This is a genomic window from Holzapfeliella sp. JNUCC 72, from assembly GCF_053668685.1.
In genome coordinates this window covers 636,094-654,227 of sequence record NZ_CM132220.1, presented here as the reverse complement: position 1 = coordinate 654,227, position 18,134 = coordinate 636,094, and the positions used below count along the sequence as shown (strand labels likewise).

Genomic DNA, 18,134 nt, shown 5'->3' with positions numbered 1-18,134 from the left:
TCGATGAATGGAGTTAGAATTTCTAGGAACAGGTGCGGGCGTACCTGCTAAGTCAAGAAACGTAACAAGTATTGCATTAAAACTATTAGACGAGCTTAATGAAGTTTGGCTTTTTGATGTGGGAGAAGCAACGCAACATCAAATATTATCAACAACCATTAAACCGCGTAAAATCACAAAAATATTCTTAACTCACTTGCATGGAGATCACTTATTTGGATTGCCAGGTTTGTTATCTTCTCGATCATTTCAAGGAGGAGATGGTCCGTTGACTATCTATGGACCTCCAAAAGTTGAAAAATTTGTCAAAACAGCTCTATCGGTTTCAGATACTCATTTAGGATATAAAATTAATTATGTTCCAATTACTGAATCAGGTTTAGTTTTTGATGATCATGGTTTTAAAGTAACTTGCGAAAAGCTAGAACACCGTATTACTAGTTTTGGTTATCGTGTAGAAGAAAAACCAAGAGCAGGAGAGCTGTTAGTTGATAAGCTTAAGGCTTACAGTATTAAGTCTGGTCCGATTTATGGTAAGCTTAAACGTGGAGAAGAGGTCACACTTGAAGACGGGACAGTCCTTCAAGGAAAAGATTTCTTGGGTCCTGATCACCCAGGTAGAATTGTCTCTATCTTTGGTGATACACGTAAGACACCTCAAAGTACTGCGCTTGCTCAAAATGCAGATGTAATGGTTCATGAAAGTACTTTTGGGAAGTCTGAAGGTAAGCTCGCTTATGACTATTATCATTCAACCAATGTTCAAGCAGCTAATATTGCAAAACAGGCAAATGTCAAAAAATTACTGTTAACTCATATTTCTGCTCGTTATAATGGCAGCTACTCATATGAACTAGAAAAAGAAGCTAAAAAAGTCTTTAAGAATACAAAAGTAGTGAAAGATTTTGACATTATTGATGTACCAATGAAGAGGTAGTTACGATGAAAAATGTAAATCTAGAAAATAAAATAACAGTTATCACAGGAGCATCAAGTGGTATTGGTGCTGAAATTGCAATTGAAGCAGCGCAGAAGCAATCAACGGTTGTGTTAATTGCTCGCAATATCGAAAAGTTACAACATGTTCAAGCACGAATTAAACAGGTGTCTGACGTTGATGTTATTTTGATTGCTGCTGACATGAGCCAACCAGAGATGATTGAACAAGTTTATAACAAAATGAAGTCAAAAATTGATCATTTTGATTATCTTGTAAATGCTGCTGGATTTGGTAACTTTGATCCATTCTTTGAAATGTCAATGACAACCGCAAATGACATGTTTGATCTTAATGTTTTAGGGTTAATGTATTTTACGCGTTTAATCGGTCGTGACATGATGGAAGCAGAATCTGGTAAGATTATTAATTTAGGATCTGTTGCTGGTAAAATTCCAACACCTAAAGCAGCTGCGTATTCAGCTACAAAAGCGGCCGTTATTCAATTTTCAAATGTTTTACGTTTAGAACTAGCGCCATTTAATGTTAAAGTAATGACGGTTAATCCTGGGCCTGTTTCAACCAATTTTTTCAATGTTGCCGATAAAGATGGTCACTATGTTGAAAATGTGGGTAGTTTTATGCTAAAACCCGATGAACTAGCTCAAAAAGTTGTGAGCCACTTTGAAGATTCAAAAAAAGATTTAACTTTACCATTTTCATTAAATATAGCATCCAAATTTTACTTGCTATTTCCAACAATTGGTGATTATATTATTATGAAATGGGGGGATAAAAAATGAAGAATCAAAAACAATTTATTATTGGGTTAGTATTATTATTAGTGGTTGTCTTATTTGCTTTAGCAAATGTTCATTCAGTAAATGTTAATTTTGGGATTACTTCTATTAGCGTCCCACTTATCTTGCTAATTGTCGTGATTTTAATTATTGGAGCAGTGTTGGGTATGTTGGTAACATTAAACACACAAAAAACTAATTCTAAAGAAGTTAAGTCTTTAAAAGATGAAGTTAAGACACAAGCGAGTGAATTAAAATCAACAAAAAAAGCAAATTCTAAAAAAGAAACTAAAAAAACTAAATAATTTAGATTTACAAATCATAAATGACTTGATAATATCTAGAATAGATAGTATGATGTATTCTGTGAGTTATTAAAGCTTAAAGCTTTTTTAGCGTGATGAATAACCATCAATTAAATATTATTTTTAAGTAAGGAGTGTTTTGAATGGCTGTACCAGCACGTAGAACTTCTAAACAAAAGAAACGTCAACGTCGTGGACACATCAAATTGAGTGTTCCTAACATGCATTACGATGCAGTAAACGGCGAATACCGTTTAAGTCACCGTGTATCCCCTAAAGGATATTACAAGGGACAACAAGTTGTAAAATCTAACGAAGAAAAATAAGACACTAATTTAGTGTCTTTTTTATATGCGTTAAGTTTTTAATAAAATCAGTTATTTACTAACTGGTTTTATTTTTTTATGGTTAAATGGATAGTGTTAATAAATAGTATTCATATTTGGAGGTATATTTTGAAATTAAAATTACTACTAACTAGTGATTCCCACGGATTCATTAGACCCACAACTTATCAAAATCGCGATATTACCGGGGATTTTGGCGTTTCAAAACTTGCCACAGCTTTTAAGCAAGAAGAAACAACAGGGGACTTTGATTGTTTACTAAAAATCAATAATGGTGATTTCATTCAAGGTTCAGCTTTAGCTACTTATCTTAATAAAAATCATGCTAAATCAAATATTCAGCGATTTAATGACGTTTTTAATACCATCGGATTTGATGCTACTATTGTGGGTAATCACGAGTTTAATTATGGCTTTGATTACCTTAAACAATTTATTAATCAAGATAGTCAAGTTCTAAACGCTAATATTCTAGCTGAAAATACCGATCAATCGGCGTTTGGCAAGCCTTATCATATTTACGAGCAATCAGGTGTGAAAATTGGTCTATTAGGACTTACAACAGCCTATATTCCAAATTGGGAACAGCCTCAAAAAATAGCAGGACTACACTTTGAATCGGCTTATAAAATGGCTGAAAAATGGGTGCCTGTTATAAAACAAGAGGCAGATATTGTGGTTGTATGTTATCACGGTGGTTTTGAGCGAGACCTTACGACTGGTGAACCTACAGAAGCGTTAACGGGCGAGAATGAAGGCTATCGTATTTTGACTGAGATTCCAGGCATTGATGTCTTATTAACCGGACACCAGCACCGTCAAATAGCCGAAATTGTAAATGGTATCGCTGTCATCCAACCAGGTTACCGCGGACAATTTTATGGGAAAGTTGAATTAACTTTTGATAAAGATCAATCTGGAGTTAAGATTAGCGATAAAACAGCTGAGTTGGTTCCAACAAAGCTATTTTCTGAATCAAAAGAAGTGACAACTTTAATTGATCCGTTACATCAAGAAACTGAGGACTTTTTAGACCAAAAATTAGGACAAGTCACAGGAGACTTCACAATAAGTGATCCACTGGTCTCACGTATTGAGGGTAGTCATTATATTGACTTGATTAATCAGATTCAATTGAGTGCAACAAAAGCTGATTTGTCAGCTACAGCAATCTTAAACGACCAGGCTAAAGGCCTACCCGAATCAGTAACTATGAGGGATATCTTGAGTAACTATCCGTTTCCTAACATATTAGCTGTGATTGAACTAACAGGGGAACAATTAAAAGATGTTTTAGAGCATGCGGCAACATTCTTTGATTTAGATGATCAAAATGAAATCAAAATCAATCCTGCCTTCTGTGTGCCAAAACCCCAATTATATAATTACGATATGTTTTATCCTTTAGATTATACATTTGATATCGCTAAACCATATGGGCAACGGGTATCAAGTCTGACTTATCAAAAACAACCAGTAGCTGCGACTGATAAATTCAAAGTAGCATTAAGTCAGTATCGAGCTGTTGGAGGAGGAAATTATCCTCACTATGGTGCTGATAATATTAGTTATGAAGTATCAACAGACATGGCCGAGTTAATCGCGCAATATATTAAAGAAAATGCACCTATTGAGGTGCCTAAGCATTTCGAATACAAAATAAAAAAAGCTTAACTCATCAAAGTTAAGCTTTTTTATTTTGGCGCTCTGCAATAGTAATTGTTACACTAAGTAAAACAGCCATTACAATTCCCATAATTAAGGATTGCATTGGTTCAAAAGAAGTTTGAGTCAATGAACCTGCAAGGTAACCAGTCACCATTGAAAAAACGATTGACCAAAACATCACAACGATATATTTCATACTTTTCCCTTCTTTCAGTCGTGTAATTCAACATCATTTTAAAGATAAATCATTTATAAGACAAGTCTAAAATTTGTTATACTAAATTTAAAATAAAGGAGCTTGGTCAAATGTTTACAAATTTACAAACCATCAGTAGTTATAGTCTTTTGCAAAGTCCAACCAAAGTTCAAGATTTGGTGAATGCTGCTAAAGTCAAAGGCTATCAAAGTCTTGCTTTGACAGATATCAATGTCACTTATGGATTAATTGACTTTTATCAAGCTGCAAAACAGGCTGGTATTCATCCGCTTTTGGGGATGCAATTAGAAGTCCGAGGAAATATCCAAGCTCAAGAAATTTTCAGGGTTGTTTTAATTGCTAAAAATAATAAAGGCTATCAAAACATTTTGAAATTATCTTCCTTAAAGCAACTAAATGAAGCTACGTTTTCATTAGCTGATGTATCCAAGCATTTAGACGAACTTGTCATTATTATTCCGCCTAAATACAGCGAATTAGCTTATCTAGTTCAAAACAATCCCTCTTTAATTGATCAAGGAATCAGGCAACTACAAGATTTGATTCCTGAAACTTCGGCTCTTTACTTTGGTATACAGGCAGTAGATAGTGAAGCTGTTTATAATCAAAAAGTTTTAGATTGGTCTAAACAATATCACTTAAGTTCAGTAGCTTTGGAAGATGTTCAATATCTAAAATCTGAAGATGCTTTTACGCAGAGCGTGTTGCAGGCAGTTGATGCAGGTAGCTTAATTGATAAGGACGTTATTGATGAACAAAAGACGGGGAACTTGTTTTTAGATGAAAGTCAACGAGTCGCAGAGAGGTATCGTAATTTTGGTTATGAAGAGGCACTTGAGAATACAGCGTTAATCAGTGAAACGTGTCAGGTCACAATCGACTTTTCGAGTGTGAAGTTACCAAAATTCAAACAAACAAAATATGAAACATCAACCGATTATTTAAAACATCTTACGCTGTATGGCTTAAAGCAGCGTTTTAACACTGAGCAACTACCTAAGGCTTACGCTGAACGTCTGGCTTACGAGTTAAATGTAATCGAACAAATGGGATTTAGCGATTACTTTTTAATTGTTTGGGATGTTATTCGCTACGCGTTAACACATGATATTTTGACTAGTCCTGGTCGAGGATCGGCAGCGGGGTCACTTGTAGCCTACAGTTTGAAGATTACAGATGTTGATCCAATTGCTTATAATTTACTTTTTGAACGATTTTTAAATCCCGAACGTCAGAATATGCCCGATATTGATTTGGATATTCCTGACATCAAACGTGACGAAGTGATTAATTATGTTTATCAAAAATATGGATTTGATCATGTAGCTCAGATTATGACTTTTGGGACATTTGGTGTAAAACAAGCGATGAAAGATACGCTAAAAGTTTTAGGCTTCAGTCAGTTAGAAGCAAATAAATGGTCCAAACTGATTTCAAAAACAGCTCATCAAACTTTTGCAGAAGCAAAACAAAAGAACCCCGAGCTTGTAAAAAAATTGGGTGAAAGTCCCTTGAATCAACTAATTGAAACAACTGTAACGCAACTTGAAGGTCTACCTCGTCATATTTCAACGCATGCTGCTGGAGTTATCATTTCAAAAGAAGCACTTTCAGAAAAGGTTGGCTTACAAAAGGGGTCTGCTGATATCCCAATCACGCAGCAAACCATGGGCTATTGTGAATCGTTAGGGCTTTTGAAGATGGACTTTTTAGGCTTGCAAAACTTAACTATTTTAAGTCAAATTATTGCTAATCTACAGTCTGAGAATATCTCTATTGACTTAGACCGTATTCCATTGACTGATAAGAAGACTTTTGAGACTTTTCAAAGAGGTGATACAGACGGTATTTTTCAATTTGAGTCAACAGGTATTCGCCGTGTACTTAAACAACTTAAGCCCGATAGTTTTGAAGATATTGTCAGTACCAATGCTTTGTATCGTCCTGGTCCAATGCAAAATATCGAGACTTTTATTAAACGAAAGCATCACGAACTGCCAATAGATTACCCAGATGACAGTTTGAAACAAATTTTGGAACCGACTTATGGTATTTTGGTTTACCAAGAACAAGTTATGCAGGCCGCACAAGCACTTGCGGGTTTTACATTGGGACAAGCTGATATGTTACGTCGAGCTATTTCTAAGAAAAATACTGAAAAATTAACTGAAATGAAGAAAGCGTTCATCACAGGAAGCATGGCTAAGGGACATTCTAGTGAAATCGCACATAAGGTTTATTCTTATATTGAAGCCTTTGCCAACTACGGATTTAACCGTTCTCATGCGGTAGCTTATAGTAAAGTGGCGTATTGGTTAGCTTATTTAAAGACACATTATCCTCAAGCTTTTTATGCTAGTTTGCTAAATAGCCATATAAATGACAAAGAAAAACTAGTTACTTATTTACGTTTAGCTCGTCAAGCAGGCGTTAAAATAAATGGCCCCGATATCAATCAAAGTGTGGGTGAGTTTAGATTTAAAAATAATCAAATTTACTTTGGATTACGTGCGATTAAAGGGATGCGTCGTGATTTTATCAAGTCTATTTTAGAAGAACGTGAAAGTAAGAACTATCACGATGTTATTGACTTTTTAAGACGACTACCTAAACAGTTTTTAAAACCAGAGCTCATTACAAATCTAGCATACGCGGGATTTTTTGATTCATTAGAGCCAAATAGACGTAAAATATTAGCTAAATTACCAGAATTGCTCGAAAGTTTGAAGCTATCAGGTAATAATTTATCGTTGTTAGATGTTTTGTTACCTAAATTGCCAAATGTTTCGGATTATACTCAACAAGAAAAATTGATTCAAGAAGAGTCTGTACTTGGTACAACGATTAGTAAAAATCCTATTGAAGAAGTGATTAAGTATTTTAATCAACGAGGTGCTAAATCTTTTCAAGATATTCAAATGAACGAAACGGTAAATCTTGTTGGACAATTAACGGACATTAAGGTTATTAAAACTAAGGCTGGTGCTGAGATGGCATTTTTACACTTTGTTGAATTACATCAACCATTTTCTGTGACAGTGTTTCCACAGAAGTGGCAAGAGTATCAAGATCTGATGGCAGAATCTGGCGTCTACTTATTGAGAGTAAAAACCCAGCCAGATCGTTACGATATTTCACAAATGCAATTAATCTTAGAAAATGTTAAAAAAATTATGATAAATAAGCCTAATGACAGGGCACAACAGGACAAAAAATAAGAATTAAACTGTAAAAATCAGACAAAGTTAAAGACATCATAATAAAAAAATGTTACTATAATAATGGTTCTGATAAGCAAATTTATGAAGAAGGTTTGAGGTGAATTCATGAAACGCATTGGGATTTTAACAAGCGGTGGCGATGCCCCAGGCATGAATGCAGCAGTTCGTTCCGTTGCTCGTAAAGCAATGGATGCTGGACTTGAAGTGTTTGGAATTAACTACGGTTTTGCAGGACTTGTTGCAGGAGACATTTTCCAAATGACTTCTGAAACAGTAGCAGATCGTATTAATACAGGCGGAACCTTTTTATACTCTGCAAGATATCCAGAGTTTGCTCAGGTAGAAGGGCAACTTAAAGGTATTGAACAGCTTAAAAAATTCGGTATCGACGCATTAGTTGTTATCGGTGGAGACGGATCTTATCACGGTGCTTTAAGACTAACTGAACATGGTTATAATGCAGTTGGTTTACCAGGTACAATTGATAATGATATCCCTTACACAGATTTCACTATTGGTTTCGATACAGCTTTAACAACAGCTGTTGATGCATTGGATAAAATTCGAGACACAGCGTCAAGTCATCAACGTGTATTCGTTGTTGAAGTGATGGGTCGCGACGCCGGAGACCTTGCATTATGGTCAGGTGTTGCTGCTGGTGCTGAAGCTATTGTTGTTCCTGAAAAGGATTACGACATCAAGCAAATTGCTGAAGATCTTAAAAAAGGATTCGAAAACGGCAAGAAGCACGGTATTATCGTACTAGCTGAAGGTGTGATGTCATCAGAAGATTTCTTAGCTGAGCTTAAGAAACATGGTGATTTTGATGCCCGTGCTAATACTTTAGGACACATGCAACGTGGTGGTGTTCCAACAGCCAGAGATCGTGTTTTAGCAAGTAAAATGGGAGCTTATGCTGTTGATTTATTATTGGATGGCCAAGGTGGATTAGCCGTTGGTATGGAAAATAATCAAATTACACATCACTCAATCTTAGATTTATTCGATGAAAAACATCATGCGGATTTATCACTATATGATTTGAACAAATCATTAGCAAAATAACAAACAAGGAAGAGGACTATTACTATGAAACAAACAAAAATTGTAAGTACATTAGGACCTGCAAGTAATAATGTTGACACAATCGCAAAATTAATCGAATCAGGTGCTAACGTTTTCCGTTTCAACTTTTCACACGGTGACCACGCAGAACACCAAGAACGTATTCAAATGGTTCACGAAGCAGAAAAGAAAACTGGTAAATTAGTAGGTATTCTTTTAGATACTAAAGGTGCTGAAATGCGTACAACTGACCAAGAAGGCGGAAAATTCATCGCTGAAAAAGGTAAAACAATGCGCGTTTCAATGGATGCTACTTTAGTAGGTAACCCTGATAAAATCGCTGTTACATACCCAGGTTTATTCGACGATACACACGTTGGCGGACACGTTTTAATCGATGATGGTTTAGTTGACCTATTAATCACTGAAAAAGACGAAGCTAACAAAGAACTTGTTGTTGAAGTTCAAAACACTGGTAAAATCGGTTCTAAAAAAGGTGTTAACGCACCAGGTGTTGAAATTCGCCTTCCAGGTATTACAGAAAAAGATGCAGACGACATCCGTTTTGGTTTAACACAAAACATTAACTTCATCGCTGCTTCATTCGTACGTAAAGCTCAAGACGTTTTAGATATTCGTGCAATTCTTGAAGAAACAGGTAACGAACACGTTCACATCATTCCTAAGATCGAATCACAAGAAGGTATCGACAACATCGATGAAATTCTTGAAGTTTCAGATGGTCTTATGATTGCTCGTGGTGACATGGGTGTTGAAATTCCATTCCAAAACGTACCATTCGTTCAAAAATCACTTATCCAAAAATGTAACGCTTTAGGTAAACCAGTTATCACAGCTACACAAATGGTTGACTCAATGCAAGAAAACCCACGTCCTACACGTGCTGAAGTTTCTGACGTTGCTAACGCTGTTTTAGATGGTACAGATGGTACAATGCTTTCAGGTGAATCAGCAAACGGTGAATACCCTGTTGAAGCTGTTTCAGCTATGGCTGCTATCGACCTACGTAGTGAAGAATCAATGTACGCAAACAACACTCTATCAAAAGCTAGATTAGCTGATTACCCAGCTCAATCAGAAACAGAAGCTCTTGCAGCAGCAGCTGTTCGTACATCTGAATCATTAGGTGCTAAAGCTATCGTGGTTTCAACAAAATCAGGCCACACAGCTAACTTAGTATCTAAATTCCGTCCAAACGCTAAAATCGTTGCTTCAACATTTAGCGAAAACACACAACGTTCTCTAACAGTTGTTTGGGGTGTTCTTCCAGTTCTTACAACAGAAGACAAAGCATTCGACGATGCAGTTAAAGCTGCTAAAGATAACGATGTAGTAGCAAGCGGAGACAAAGTTGTTGTTATCTCAGGTAACACAGTAAGCGTTGTTGAAGCTTAATTCATTCTTTAAGTTTAATACTTCTTTATTAGCTTAAGATAAGTTAAAAAGCCAATCCATATGGATTGGCTTTTTCATTTGTTTAAAGCCTTGTTATCACGTATACTAAAGAGTACTAGTAAGTAAATAAAGGAGTGGGATTTTGGAAAGCTGGATTTTTCTTGCCCTAATTTTGGCAGTTTCCATTTTTGGAAAAAATACTTCGCTGATTGTTGCAACTTTAGCGGTCATGTTATTCAAACTTGTCCCTTATTCAACAAAAGTACTCAGTTATGTTGAAGCTAAAGGAATGAATGTCGGTATCACGATTATCTCAATGGCAATTCTAGTACCGATTGCGACCGGGCGAATTACTTTTAAAGATTTGCTTGAAGCCTTCAAAACACCTTCTGGATATATAGCGGTTGCTTGTGGAATATTAGTTGCCATTTTGTCTGCTAAAGGTGTTGGGTTACTTGCTCAGAGTCCAGAAATAACAGTTGCTTTAGTTTTTGGAACCATTTTTGGTGTGGTTTTCTTAAAAGGTATTGCAGCAGGTCCAGTTATTGCATCAGGAATGACCTATGTTATTTTGATGGTCATCAACCAATTTATACAAAATTAAGGATGAAAATATGTTACAAGATAAATTAGGAAAAGTTATTGAAGCAACAATAACAGATATGAATAAGGATGCGTTTTTTGCACAGGTAGATGGCCAGACTTTTTACCTTGGCAAAAACGATATTCAAGACATTGATATCAAAGATAAAGGGGATCAAATTATTGGATTCGCTTATGAAAATCAACATAAACAATTAAAGATGACACAATTCTATCCAGAAGCAATGGTAGATGTTTATGGATACGGTACTATCAGAGAAGTTAGAAGAGAACTAGGTGTTTTTGTTGATATTGGCTTAAAGGACAAAGATATCGTAATCTCATTAGATGACTTACCACTAGATTCATTTAAATGGCCTAAAGTAGATGACCGCGTCATGATTCGTTTAGAGATTGATCACAAAGACCGTATCTGGGGTAAACTAGCTGATGAAGAAGTCATGGATCAATTAAGCGTTCGCTATCCTAGAGACTTGAAGAATACAGAACTAGAAGGAACGGTTTATGCAACCAAACAAATTGGTGCATTCATTGTGACTGAGGAATATTACTTAGGGTTTATTCACCACACCGAAATGTATGGTGAAGCACTACGACTTGGTGAAAAAGTAAAAGCCCGAGTGATTGGTAATGGCCAGCATGGTCGTTTGAACTTGAGTTTAATGCCTCGAGCATTTGAGGTAATTGATGATGATGCTCAAATGATAGTTATGATGCTAAAACGTAATAAAACGCACACATTGCCTTTTTATGATAAAAGTGATGCTGAGCAAATTAAAAGTCAATTTGGAATTAGTAAAGCTAGTTTCAAGCGTGCACTGGGTAACTTAATGAAGCAAAATCTAATTACGCAAGATAAAGAAAAAGGCGAAATAAGGTTAAATGAAGATGAACCAGCAACAAATGACTGATTTACTCGATGACTATCTCCGGTTTGTTAGAATCGAACGGGGATTGTCATTCAATACTGTTCAAGCATATCGACGTGATATTAAGACGTTCATTGATTTTCTCGTCAAACAAAAAATAGCTGATTTTAATATTGATACGTTCAAAATTGATGATTTTCTTAGTGAGCAACATCACCAAAAAAAATCATCAACTACTATGATGCGCTATATCTCTGCACTTAGAAAGTTTTATCAGTGGCTGTTTAAACATCGCTATGTTCAAGCTGATCCAATGCAAAATGTTTCTTCACCTAAGAAACAACAGCATCTACCTGTTTCGCTTTCGGTGAAAGAAGTTGATGCATTATTAGCATCACCAGATACAAAACAAATCTTAGGTTTACGCGATCGAACAATTTTTGAAGTGATGTATGCAACAGGTCTACGTGTTAGCGAAATTGTTAACTTAACGATGAATGATTTGCACTTAGAGCTTAAATTAATTCGAATTGTCGGAAAAGGTAATAAAGAACGATTAGTTCCAATTAGTGATGTTGCAATTTCTTGGATTAAAGACTATATTAATCATTCACGTCAATTTTTATTAGCAAAATCAAGTGTCAAAACAAGGGCACTGTTTTTGAATCATCGCGGAACCAAAATTTCTAGACAGACCGTTTGGAAGATGATTAAAAAGTACGTTGCAATGGTAGGAATCGACAAAGATGTCACACCACATACTTTGAGACACTCTTTTGCAACACACTTGTTAGAAAATGGCGCAGACTTGAGAATTGTCCAAGAATTACTCGGACACAGTGATATTTCAACGACACAGATTTATACACATATCTCTAAGGCTAGAATTGCAAAGATTTATCAAAAATCTTTCCCAAGATCTTAATAAAATGTAGGTGAACCTTAACGTGTTAATTAAATACAAAAATGATTATGAAAAAATAGCGATGGGCTTTTTGTCTTATTTAGATGATTTAAAGTCTGTTGAAAATTTAAAAGAAGAAATGAAGCTATATCAAAGTAAAAGTGAGTTTGTGCTTTATCTATACAAAGAAAAGACGAATGACTTTATTGGTGTTTTAGGTGTTCAAGAAGGCGCAGGATTTGTGATGGTGCGGTATGTTTCATTATCGCCTAATTATCGCTATACACCTTACATCAACGATATGCTAAGTGAATTACAGTATACTTATCCCAAAGATTTAATCATTGGGACTCCTGAAAATGCTAAATTAATCCAAAACTTTGAAGAGAGTCGTTCAAAACATGACGAATAAACTACAAGTAACTTTGCCAAATTTTGAAGGTCCTTTGGACTTACTTTTGCACTTAATAAAATCACAAGAGCTTGATATCTATGACATTCCAATTGCTGAAATTACTAAGCAATATTTGAATTATCTCGAAAAAATGCAACAACTACAGCTTGAAGTGGCTGGTGAGTACTTTATTATGGCATCTACGTTACTCAAAATAAAGTCCGATGTTTTGTTGCCTCAAAATGATTTTGAAGATCAAAGTACCATCGAAGTTGCAGACCCTCGGCAAGAATTAGTTGATCAGCTTTTAACATATGAAATTTATCAAAAGGCAGCACACTACTTAGGGGATGCACTTGAGAATCAACCGATTGCTTTATCAAAAGAAGTTTCGGTTGTTCCTGATGAATATCCCAAAGAACTTGAAGATGGAGAAGTTAAACCGCAAAAGTTAGCAGATATTTTTTCTGTACTTCTAAAAAAAGTTAAAAGCGAAAAATTGACTTTAACTAAAATCAAGCCTGATAAGTATGATGTTAAAGATCAGGTTAACTTGGTCATGAATCAATTTAAGAAGTCTTCTTCATTTTCCTTTTTTAATTTTGTTCATGAAGCAAAAATTAAGACGGTTTCTCATTTAGTTGCACTGTTTTTAGCAATTTTAGAGTTAAGTAAAAACCAAAAAATCAAGGTACTACAGGCAAATCAAAATGATGATTTTGTCATTTCAGAAAGGAGTATCTAGATGCACCATGCTGAGTTAGAAGCTGTTTTGTTCGTGGCCGGTGATCAAGGCATTGATGATAAAAGTCTACAAGAACTACTTAATCTAACAGCTGAAGAACTAGAGCCAGTCATTAAGGATTATCAAGAACTACTTGAACAAGATAGCAAACGTGGATTACAGCTGATTAAAGTGAATCAAACCTATAAGCTTGTCACTAAAGCAATAGCAGAATCTGTGCTGAAAAAGTACTATAAAAAAGATATGCAAGTCCATCTAAGCCAGGCAGCACTAGAGGTTTTAGCTATTATTTGCTATCAACAACCTATTACTCGTGTAGAAATTGATGAAATTAGAGGGGTTGCAAGTCAAGCAGCAATTCAAACGCTTAATGCACGTGGCTTAATTGCCGAAAATGGTAAAAAAGATGTTCCTGGACGTCCCAAACTATTTGTGACAACAGACTATTTTTTACAATATTTTGGATTTGAATCAATAGATGAAATGCCAAAAATAGAAGAATTTAAGACAGAAAGTTTAATTGATACACAAAGTATCAATGAAGAAGAGGTGAGTGAATCATAATGGAAAGATTACAAAAAGTGATTGCAAATGCTGGTGTAACATCCAGAAGAAAAGCAGAACAATTGATTATTGATGGTCGTGTTCGTGTAAACCATCAAGTCGTAAAGGAACTGGGAACTAAGGTTTCTTTTCAAGATATTGTTGAAGTAGATGGGGTTCCTATTGAAAAACAAACTAAGTCACATACCTTTTTGTTCTATAAACCAAGAGGTGTTATTTCTTCTGCTAAAGATGAAAAAGACAGAAAGACAGTGACATCTTTCTTTGAAGATTTTGACTATCGTTTGTATCCAGTAGGCCGTTTGGACTATGATACTTCAGGTTTGATTTTGATGACTGATGATGGTGATTTAGCTAATGGATTAATGCACCCTAAAAACAAGGTTGATAAAGTTTATGTAGCTAAAGTTGCTGGCTTTTTGAAGAAAGACGAAATAAAACAGCTTCAAAAAGGAATTGTGATTGATGGGCGCAAAACCTCTCCTGCTAAGGTGAAGGTGATTTCTTCTGATTCTAAGAAGAAAACAAGTATTGTTCGTCTAACTATTCATGAAGGTCGAAACCATCAAGTGAAGAACATGTTCAAAGCAGTTGGGCATCCTGTAGATAAGCTAAGCCGTGAACAGTATGCGTTTTTAGACTTAACAGGTCTAGTTTCAGGTAAATATCGTGAACTATCTCGTCAAGAGGTTGCACAACTTAAGAAACTTATAGTAAAATAGTGACACTAGTTAAATAATTAAATTGTTGTCTTCAGGGCAGGGTGTAATTCCCGACCGGCGGTCAAAGTCCGCGACCTAACTTTTTTAAGTTGGCTGATTCGTTGAAATTACGAAACCGATAGTTATAGTCTAGATGGAAGAAGGCAGATTTTTTTGTGCGTCTAAAAAATCTGTTGTTGAATATTGAAGCAATAGATTTTTTTATTTTTCTAAAATATATTTTTTTAGGAGAATTGTTTTATGTTTAAAGAAAAGTCGTTACAAAAGGTCATTATTTTAGCGTTATTTGGTGCTGTGTCATTAGTTTTGATGCAGTTTGAATTCCCGATAATTCCCATGTTTCCTTATTTAAAGTTTGATTTCAGTGATATTATGGTAGTTATTGGTGGTGGCTTATTTGGACCAATGGGTGCTATTTTGACGGCACTAATAAAAGTATTCTTGAATTTTGTTTTATTCGGTGGAAATGTCGTATCATTGATTGGAATGAGTTCGTCACTTGTAGCATCACTTGCCTTTACATTGCCACTAATTGGGACTTTGAAGAAAGATACGGTATGGAATTGGGTTAAGAGCGGAACGCTTTCAGTTGTTTCCTTAACTGTTTTACTAGCTTTAGGGAACCTGTTTATATTTACACCACTTTACATTAACTTACTTAACTTCAACTTAGGAACATCATTGATTAACTATGTAGTAACAGTGATTGTGCCGTTTAATTTAGTAAAAGGAATCATTTTAACGATAACCTCTGTAGTCGTTTATCGCTTAGTCATTACAAAATTAAAAAGAATGTTAGAAGTTTCTAATAAATAATATATCAAATACCCCCATGTTTATGATAAAATTATAGACAGCATGGGGGTTTTTTTATGGAAGATAAACGTACCGATTCAAGGCAATCTCTTTCTAGGATGAAATCAAGACATCCACAAAGTAAAAAGCCACGTTGGTTTCTATGGCTTTTAGGAATTATTGTAATGATCGTTATAATAATTTTTATATGGACACGATTCAACGGTGGAAGTAGTGAGCCTAGTATTAGTTCGAGCTCTGACAGTTCATCTGAGGTTATGTCTTCAAGTTCTCAGAGTCAAAGTAGTGAATCAAGTAGTAGTTCTAGTTCTGAGTCTTCAGTTGCTTCTTCAAGTAGTAGCGTCGAAGAAAAACAGTCTAGTGAATCGGTGACAAGTTCATCACAAACTACTACAGATCAAAACACGACTCAACAACAGGCACAACAGTCTACCACAACTAATCAAGCTCAAGACCAATCAACACAAGAAACAGTGCAGGCACAGACTTACACTGTTAAAAATGGTGATAGCTTATACTTGATTGCTAAAAAACAAGGTATTACTGTTGACCAACTGGTTAAGTTAAACAACTTGACAACAGAGGCTGTATTGCAACCTGGTATGAACTTAAAAATTAAATAGTAGGTGAGTTTAAATGCAAATCGCAATTGATGGACCAGCATCTGCTGGTAAAAGTACGGTTGCAAAAAAATTAGCACACGATTTGAATTATATGTATTTAGACACAGGTGCTATGTATCGAGGCGTCACACTTGAATTTCTTAAGGATGATATTGACTTAACTAACGAAGAGTTACTATCACAAAAACTAAAGAATATTAACCTGACTTTTGAGAGCATTAATGATCAACAGCACATTTTAATTAATGGTGTAGATAGAAGTCAAGCAATTAGAAGCGTTGAGGTGACTAATTCAGTCTCCGATGTTGCTTCAATCAAACAGGTTAGAGAATTCTTAGTTGCTGAACAAAGACGAATCGCTGGGAAACACGATGTGGTAATGGATGGCCGAGACATTGGAACAACTGTTTTACCCGATGCCGAAGTCAAAGTTTTCTTATTAGCAAGCGTAAAAGAACGTGCACAAAGAAGACTGTTGGATTATCAACAAAGTGGTGAAAAAATCTCGCTAAGTCAGATCGAAGAAGATATTAAAAGTAGAGATTATAAAGACCAGCATCGTGCAATATCACCCTTAGTTAAAGCTGCGGATGCTATCGAATTAGATACAACAAGTTTATCTATAGACGAAGTTGTTGATGAATTAAAAAAAATTATAGAAAAAGGTAAAAAAAGCTAGTCATTTACTAGGTTTTACTCTAAAATAGAGTTGAGAAAGTGGGAGGAATTTTTATTTATGGCTGATAATAACGAAATCATGATGAAAGATATTTTAGATGAATTGACAGGTGTTAACATTGGAGACGTCGTTGGCGTTGAAGTACTTGTTGTAGAAGATGGACAACTTGTAGTAGGTGTTGATAACGCTGGTGTTGAAGGTGTTATTCCAAAACGCGAATTCACTGCAGATCGTAGCGCTAACTTAAAAGACTTAGCAAAATCTGGCGATCACTTTGAAGCATTAGTACTAAGACGTGCTGGTGGCGATAAAGAAAACGGAGAATTCATCTTCAGCGTAACTCGTTTAGCTGCTAGAAAAGCATTTGAACAATTACAAAAAGACTTTGAAGCAGATAAAAGTGTTGAAGGTAAAATTACAGGAGCTGTTCGTGGTGGACTTCTTGTTGATGTTGGTGCACGCGGATTCTTACCAGCTTCATTAATTAGTGATCACTACGTATCAAACTTGAAACCATATGTTGGTCAAACATTAGAATTCAAGATTACTGAAATTGATCCATCACAAAACCGTCTTATCTTATCACGTAAAGACTTTGTAACCGAAAAACGTGAAGCAGCATTTGAAAACATCTCAGAAAAAATTATGCCTGGTGATGTTGTAGAAGGTAAAGTTGCACACTTAACTAAATTCGGTGCATTTGTTGACTTAGGTGGCGTAACTGGTTTAGTACACATTTCAGAAATTTCATACAAACGTGTTGAAAAACCTTCTGATGTTTTATCTCCAGAACAAGATGTTAAAGTTAAAGTTCTAGAAGTAGATAGCGAAAACCAAAGAATTGCGTTATCAATTAAACAAACACAACCTTCACCATTTGAACAAGCAACTTCTGATCTTGTAGCAGGTGATGTTGTAGAAGGTACAGTTAAATCATTAACTGACTTCGGTGCATTTGTTGAAATCGCATCAGGTGTTCAAGGTTTAGTACACGTTTCTGAAATTTCAAACGATCACGTACGTGTTCCAAGTGACGTTCTTTCAGTTAACGACCAAGTTGAAGTACGCGTACTATCAATTGATAAAGATAGCCAACGTATTTCACTATCAATGAAGTCAGACGATTCAAACGAAGCATCTCAAAACCACGAATCAGCTCAAAATGAAGCAGATTACATGGATAACGATGACAGCTTCTCAATCGGAGATATCATTGGTGACGAACTAAAAAATAACTAA

Annotated in this window: 19 protein-coding genes, 1 pseudogene and 1 riboswitch; of the genes and pseudogenes, 19 read left to right on the top strand and 1 reads right to left on the bottom strand. The window is 35.4% G+C overall.

Annotation, left to right across the window (positions count from 1 at the left end; genetic code table 11):
• Positions 1 to 7 precede the first annotated feature (7 nt).
• From rnz to JNUCC72_RS03165, 5 genes are all read left to right on the top strand, one after another.
• Positions 8 to 937, top strand: coding sequence for a ribonuclease Z (rnz, locus tag JNUCC72_RS03185; protein ID WP_454142823.1), 930 nt, complete (start codon positions 8 to 10; stop codon positions 935 to 937).
• 5 nt (positions 938 to 942) lie between these two features.
• Entirely contained in the window at positions 943 to 1,740 is a 798-nt protein-coding gene (locus JNUCC72_RS03180; protein ID WP_454142821.1) for an SDR family NAD(P)-dependent oxidoreductase, read from the top strand.
• Positions 1,737 to 2,042: a lipopolysaccharide assembly protein LapA domain-containing protein gene (locus JNUCC72_RS03175; protein ID WP_454142819.1), complete on the top strand. Its 306-nt coding sequence runs from the start codon at positions 1,737 to 1,739 to the stop codon at positions 2,040 to 2,042. Before JNUCC72_RS03180 ends, JNUCC72_RS03175 begins: the two co-directional genes overlap by 4 nt.
• Positions 2,043 to 2,185: 143 nt before the next feature.
• A complete protein-coding gene (rpmF, locus tag JNUCC72_RS03170) occupies positions 2,186 to 2,368 on the top strand; it encodes a 50S ribosomal protein L32 (protein WP_339969483.1) in 183 nt (60 codons plus the stop codon).
• A gap of 129 nt (positions 2,369 to 2,497) precedes the next feature.
• Positions 2,498 to 4,063 carry a bifunctional metallophosphatase/5'-nucleotidase gene (locus tag JNUCC72_RS03165; RefSeq protein ID WP_454142817.1) on the top strand — a complete coding sequence of 522 codons (1,566 nt, stop codon included), beginning with the start codon at positions 2,498 to 2,500 and terminating at the stop codon, positions 4,061 to 4,063.
• A gap of 10 nt (positions 4,064 to 4,073) precedes the next feature.
• Here the strand turns inward: JNUCC72_RS03165 and JNUCC72_RS03160 are convergent, their stop codons facing one another.
• Complete coding sequence (locus JNUCC72_RS03160) at positions 4,074 to 4,253, bottom strand: YjzD family protein (protein ID WP_056974961.1); 180 nt, start codon at positions 4,251 to 4,253, stop codon at positions 4,074 to 4,076.
• 110 nt (positions 4,254 to 4,363) lie between these two features.
• Here JNUCC72_RS03160 and JNUCC72_RS03155 point away from each other — a divergent pair, with 110 nt between their 5' ends.
• The 14 genes and pseudogenes from JNUCC72_RS03155 (at position 4,364) to rpsA (ending at position 18,134) form a co-directional block, all read left to right on the top strand.
• On the top strand, positions 4,364 to 7,492 hold the full coding sequence (locus tag JNUCC72_RS03155; protein ID WP_454142815.1) for a DNA polymerase III subunit alpha: 3,129 nt from the start codon (positions 4,364 to 4,366) through the stop codon (positions 7,490 to 7,492).
• A 108-nt stretch (positions 7,493 to 7,600) separates the two neighbouring features.
• Positions 7,601 to 8,560: a 6-phosphofructokinase gene (gene pfkA / locus JNUCC72_RS03150; RefSeq protein WP_339969494.1), complete on the top strand. Its 960-nt coding sequence runs from the start codon at positions 7,601 to 7,603 to the stop codon at positions 8,558 to 8,560.
• A 24-nt stretch (positions 8,561 to 8,584) separates the two neighbouring features.
• Positions 8,585 to 9,949: pseudogene (gene pyk / locus JNUCC72_RS03145) on the top strand (pyruvate kinase); the annotation flags it as partial.
• Positions 9,950 to 10,118: 169 nt separating this feature from the next.
• Complete coding sequence (locus tag JNUCC72_RS03140; protein ID WP_454142812.1) at positions 10,119 to 10,580, top strand: DUF441 domain-containing protein; 462 nt, start codon at positions 10,119 to 10,121, stop codon at positions 10,578 to 10,580.
• Positions 10,581 to 10,590: 10 nt separating this feature from the next.
• Complete coding sequence (locus JNUCC72_RS03135) at positions 10,591 to 11,490, top strand: CvfB family protein (protein ID WP_454142810.1); 900 nt, start codon at positions 10,591 to 10,593, stop codon at positions 11,488 to 11,490.
• Positions 11,468 to 12,373, top strand: a complete 906-nt coding sequence (gene xerD, locus JNUCC72_RS03130) for a site-specific tyrosine recombinase XerD (protein ID WP_454144702.1) — start codon at positions 11,468 to 11,470, stop codon at positions 12,371 to 12,373. Before JNUCC72_RS03135 ends, xerD begins: the two co-directional genes overlap by 23 nt.
• Before the next feature lie 22 nt (positions 12,374 to 12,395).
• A complete protein-coding gene (locus JNUCC72_RS03125; RefSeq protein ID WP_454142808.1) occupies positions 12,396 to 12,764 on the top strand; it encodes a reductase in 369 nt (122 codons plus the stop codon).
• Positions 12,754 to 13,491, top strand: a complete 738-nt coding sequence (locus tag JNUCC72_RS03120) for a segregation and condensation protein A (protein ID WP_454142806.1) — start codon at positions 12,754 to 12,756, stop codon at positions 13,489 to 13,491. The genes JNUCC72_RS03125 and JNUCC72_RS03120 overlap by 11 nt, the downstream gene beginning before the upstream one ends.
• A complete protein-coding gene (gene scpB / locus JNUCC72_RS03115; RefSeq protein WP_454142804.1) occupies positions 13,492 to 14,055 on the top strand; it encodes an SMC-Scp complex subunit ScpB in 564 nt (187 codons plus the stop codon). It abuts the gene before it with no gap.
• Positions 14,055 to 14,777, top strand: a complete 723-nt coding sequence (locus JNUCC72_RS03110) for a pseudouridine synthase (protein ID WP_454142802.1) — start codon at positions 14,055 to 14,057, stop codon at positions 14,775 to 14,777. The genes scpB and JNUCC72_RS03110 overlap by 1 nt, the downstream gene beginning before the upstream one ends.
• A gap of 23 nt (positions 14,778 to 14,800) precedes the next feature.
• Positions 14,801 to 14,926: riboswitch (FMN riboswitch) on the top strand.
• A gap of 91 nt (positions 14,927 to 15,017) precedes the next feature.
• Positions 15,018 to 15,593, top strand: coding sequence for an ECF transporter S component (locus JNUCC72_RS03105; protein WP_454142800.1), 576 nt, complete (start codon positions 15,018 to 15,020; stop codon positions 15,591 to 15,593).
• A gap of 56 nt (positions 15,594 to 15,649) precedes the next feature.
• Positions 15,650 to 16,216 carry a LysM peptidoglycan-binding domain-containing protein gene (locus JNUCC72_RS03100; RefSeq protein WP_454142798.1) on the top strand — a complete coding sequence of 189 codons (567 nt, stop codon included), beginning with the start codon at positions 15,650 to 15,652 and terminating at the stop codon, positions 16,214 to 16,216.
• 13 nt (positions 16,217 to 16,229) lie between these two features.
• Positions 16,230 to 16,895 carry a (d)CMP kinase gene (gene cmk, locus JNUCC72_RS03095; protein ID WP_454142796.1) on the top strand — a complete coding sequence of 222 codons (666 nt, stop codon included), beginning with the start codon at positions 16,230 to 16,232 and terminating at the stop codon, positions 16,893 to 16,895.
• A 57-nt stretch (positions 16,896 to 16,952) separates the two neighbouring features.
• Positions 16,953 to 18,134 carry a 30S ribosomal protein S1 gene (rpsA, locus tag JNUCC72_RS03090; RefSeq protein WP_454142794.1) on the top strand — a complete coding sequence of 394 codons (1,182 nt, stop codon included), beginning with the start codon at positions 16,953 to 16,955 and terminating at the stop codon, positions 18,132 to 18,134.

Bases quoted from the DNA above. Each gene is read 5' to 3' on its own strand.
- rpsA (WP_454142794.1), top strand. From the start codon at position 16,953: ATGGCTGATAATAACGAAATCATGATGAAAGATATTTTAGATGAATTG.
- JNUCC72_RS03160 (WP_056974961.1), bottom strand. From the start codon at position 4,253: ATGAAATATATCGTTGTGATGTTTTGGTCAATCGTTTTTTCAATGGTG.
- JNUCC72_RS03105 (WP_454142800.1), top strand. From the start codon at position 15,018: ATGTTTAAAGAAAAGTCGTTACAAAAGGTCATTATTTTAGCGTTATTT.
- JNUCC72_RS03155 (WP_454142815.1), top strand. From the start codon at position 4,364: ATGTTTACAAATTTACAAACCATCAGTAGTTATAGTCTTTTGCAAAGT.
- JNUCC72_RS03110 (WP_454142802.1), top strand. From the start codon at position 14,055: ATGGAAAGATTACAAAAAGTGATTGCAAATGCTGGTGTAACATCCAGA.
- pfkA (WP_339969494.1), top strand. From the start codon at position 7,601: ATGAAACGCATTGGGATTTTAACAAGCGGTGGCGATGCCCCAGGCATG.
- rnz (WP_454142823.1), top strand. From the start codon at position 8: ATGGAGTTAGAATTTCTAGGAACAGGTGCGGGCGTACCTGCTAAGTCA.
- scpB (WP_454142804.1), top strand. From the start codon at position 13,492: ATGCACCATGCTGAGTTAGAAGCTGTTTTGTTCGTGGCCGGTGATCAA.
- JNUCC72_RS03100 (WP_454142798.1), top strand. From the start codon at position 15,650: ATGGAAGATAAACGTACCGATTCAAGGCAATCTCTTTCTAGGATGAAA.
- JNUCC72_RS03180 (WP_454142821.1), top strand. From the start codon at position 943: ATGAAAAATGTAAATCTAGAAAATAAAATAACAGTTATCACAGGAGCA.
- JNUCC72_RS03175 (WP_454142819.1), top strand. From the start codon at position 1,737: ATGAAGAATCAAAAACAATTTATTATTGGGTTAGTATTATTATTAGTG.
- JNUCC72_RS03120 (WP_454142806.1), top strand. From the start codon at position 12,754: ATGACGAATAAACTACAAGTAACTTTGCCAAATTTTGAAGGTCCTTTG.
- cmk (WP_454142796.1), top strand. From the start codon at position 16,230: ATGCAAATCGCAATTGATGGACCAGCATCTGCTGGTAAAAGTACGGTT.
- JNUCC72_RS03135 (WP_454142810.1), top strand. From the start codon at position 10,591: ATGTTACAAGATAAATTAGGAAAAGTTATTGAAGCAACAATAACAGAT.
- xerD (WP_454144702.1), top strand. From the start codon at position 11,468: ATGAACCAGCAACAAATGACTGATTTACTCGATGACTATCTCCGGTTT.
- rpmF (WP_339969483.1), top strand. From the start codon at position 2,186: ATGGCTGTACCAGCACGTAGAACTTCTAAACAAAAGAAACGTCAACGT.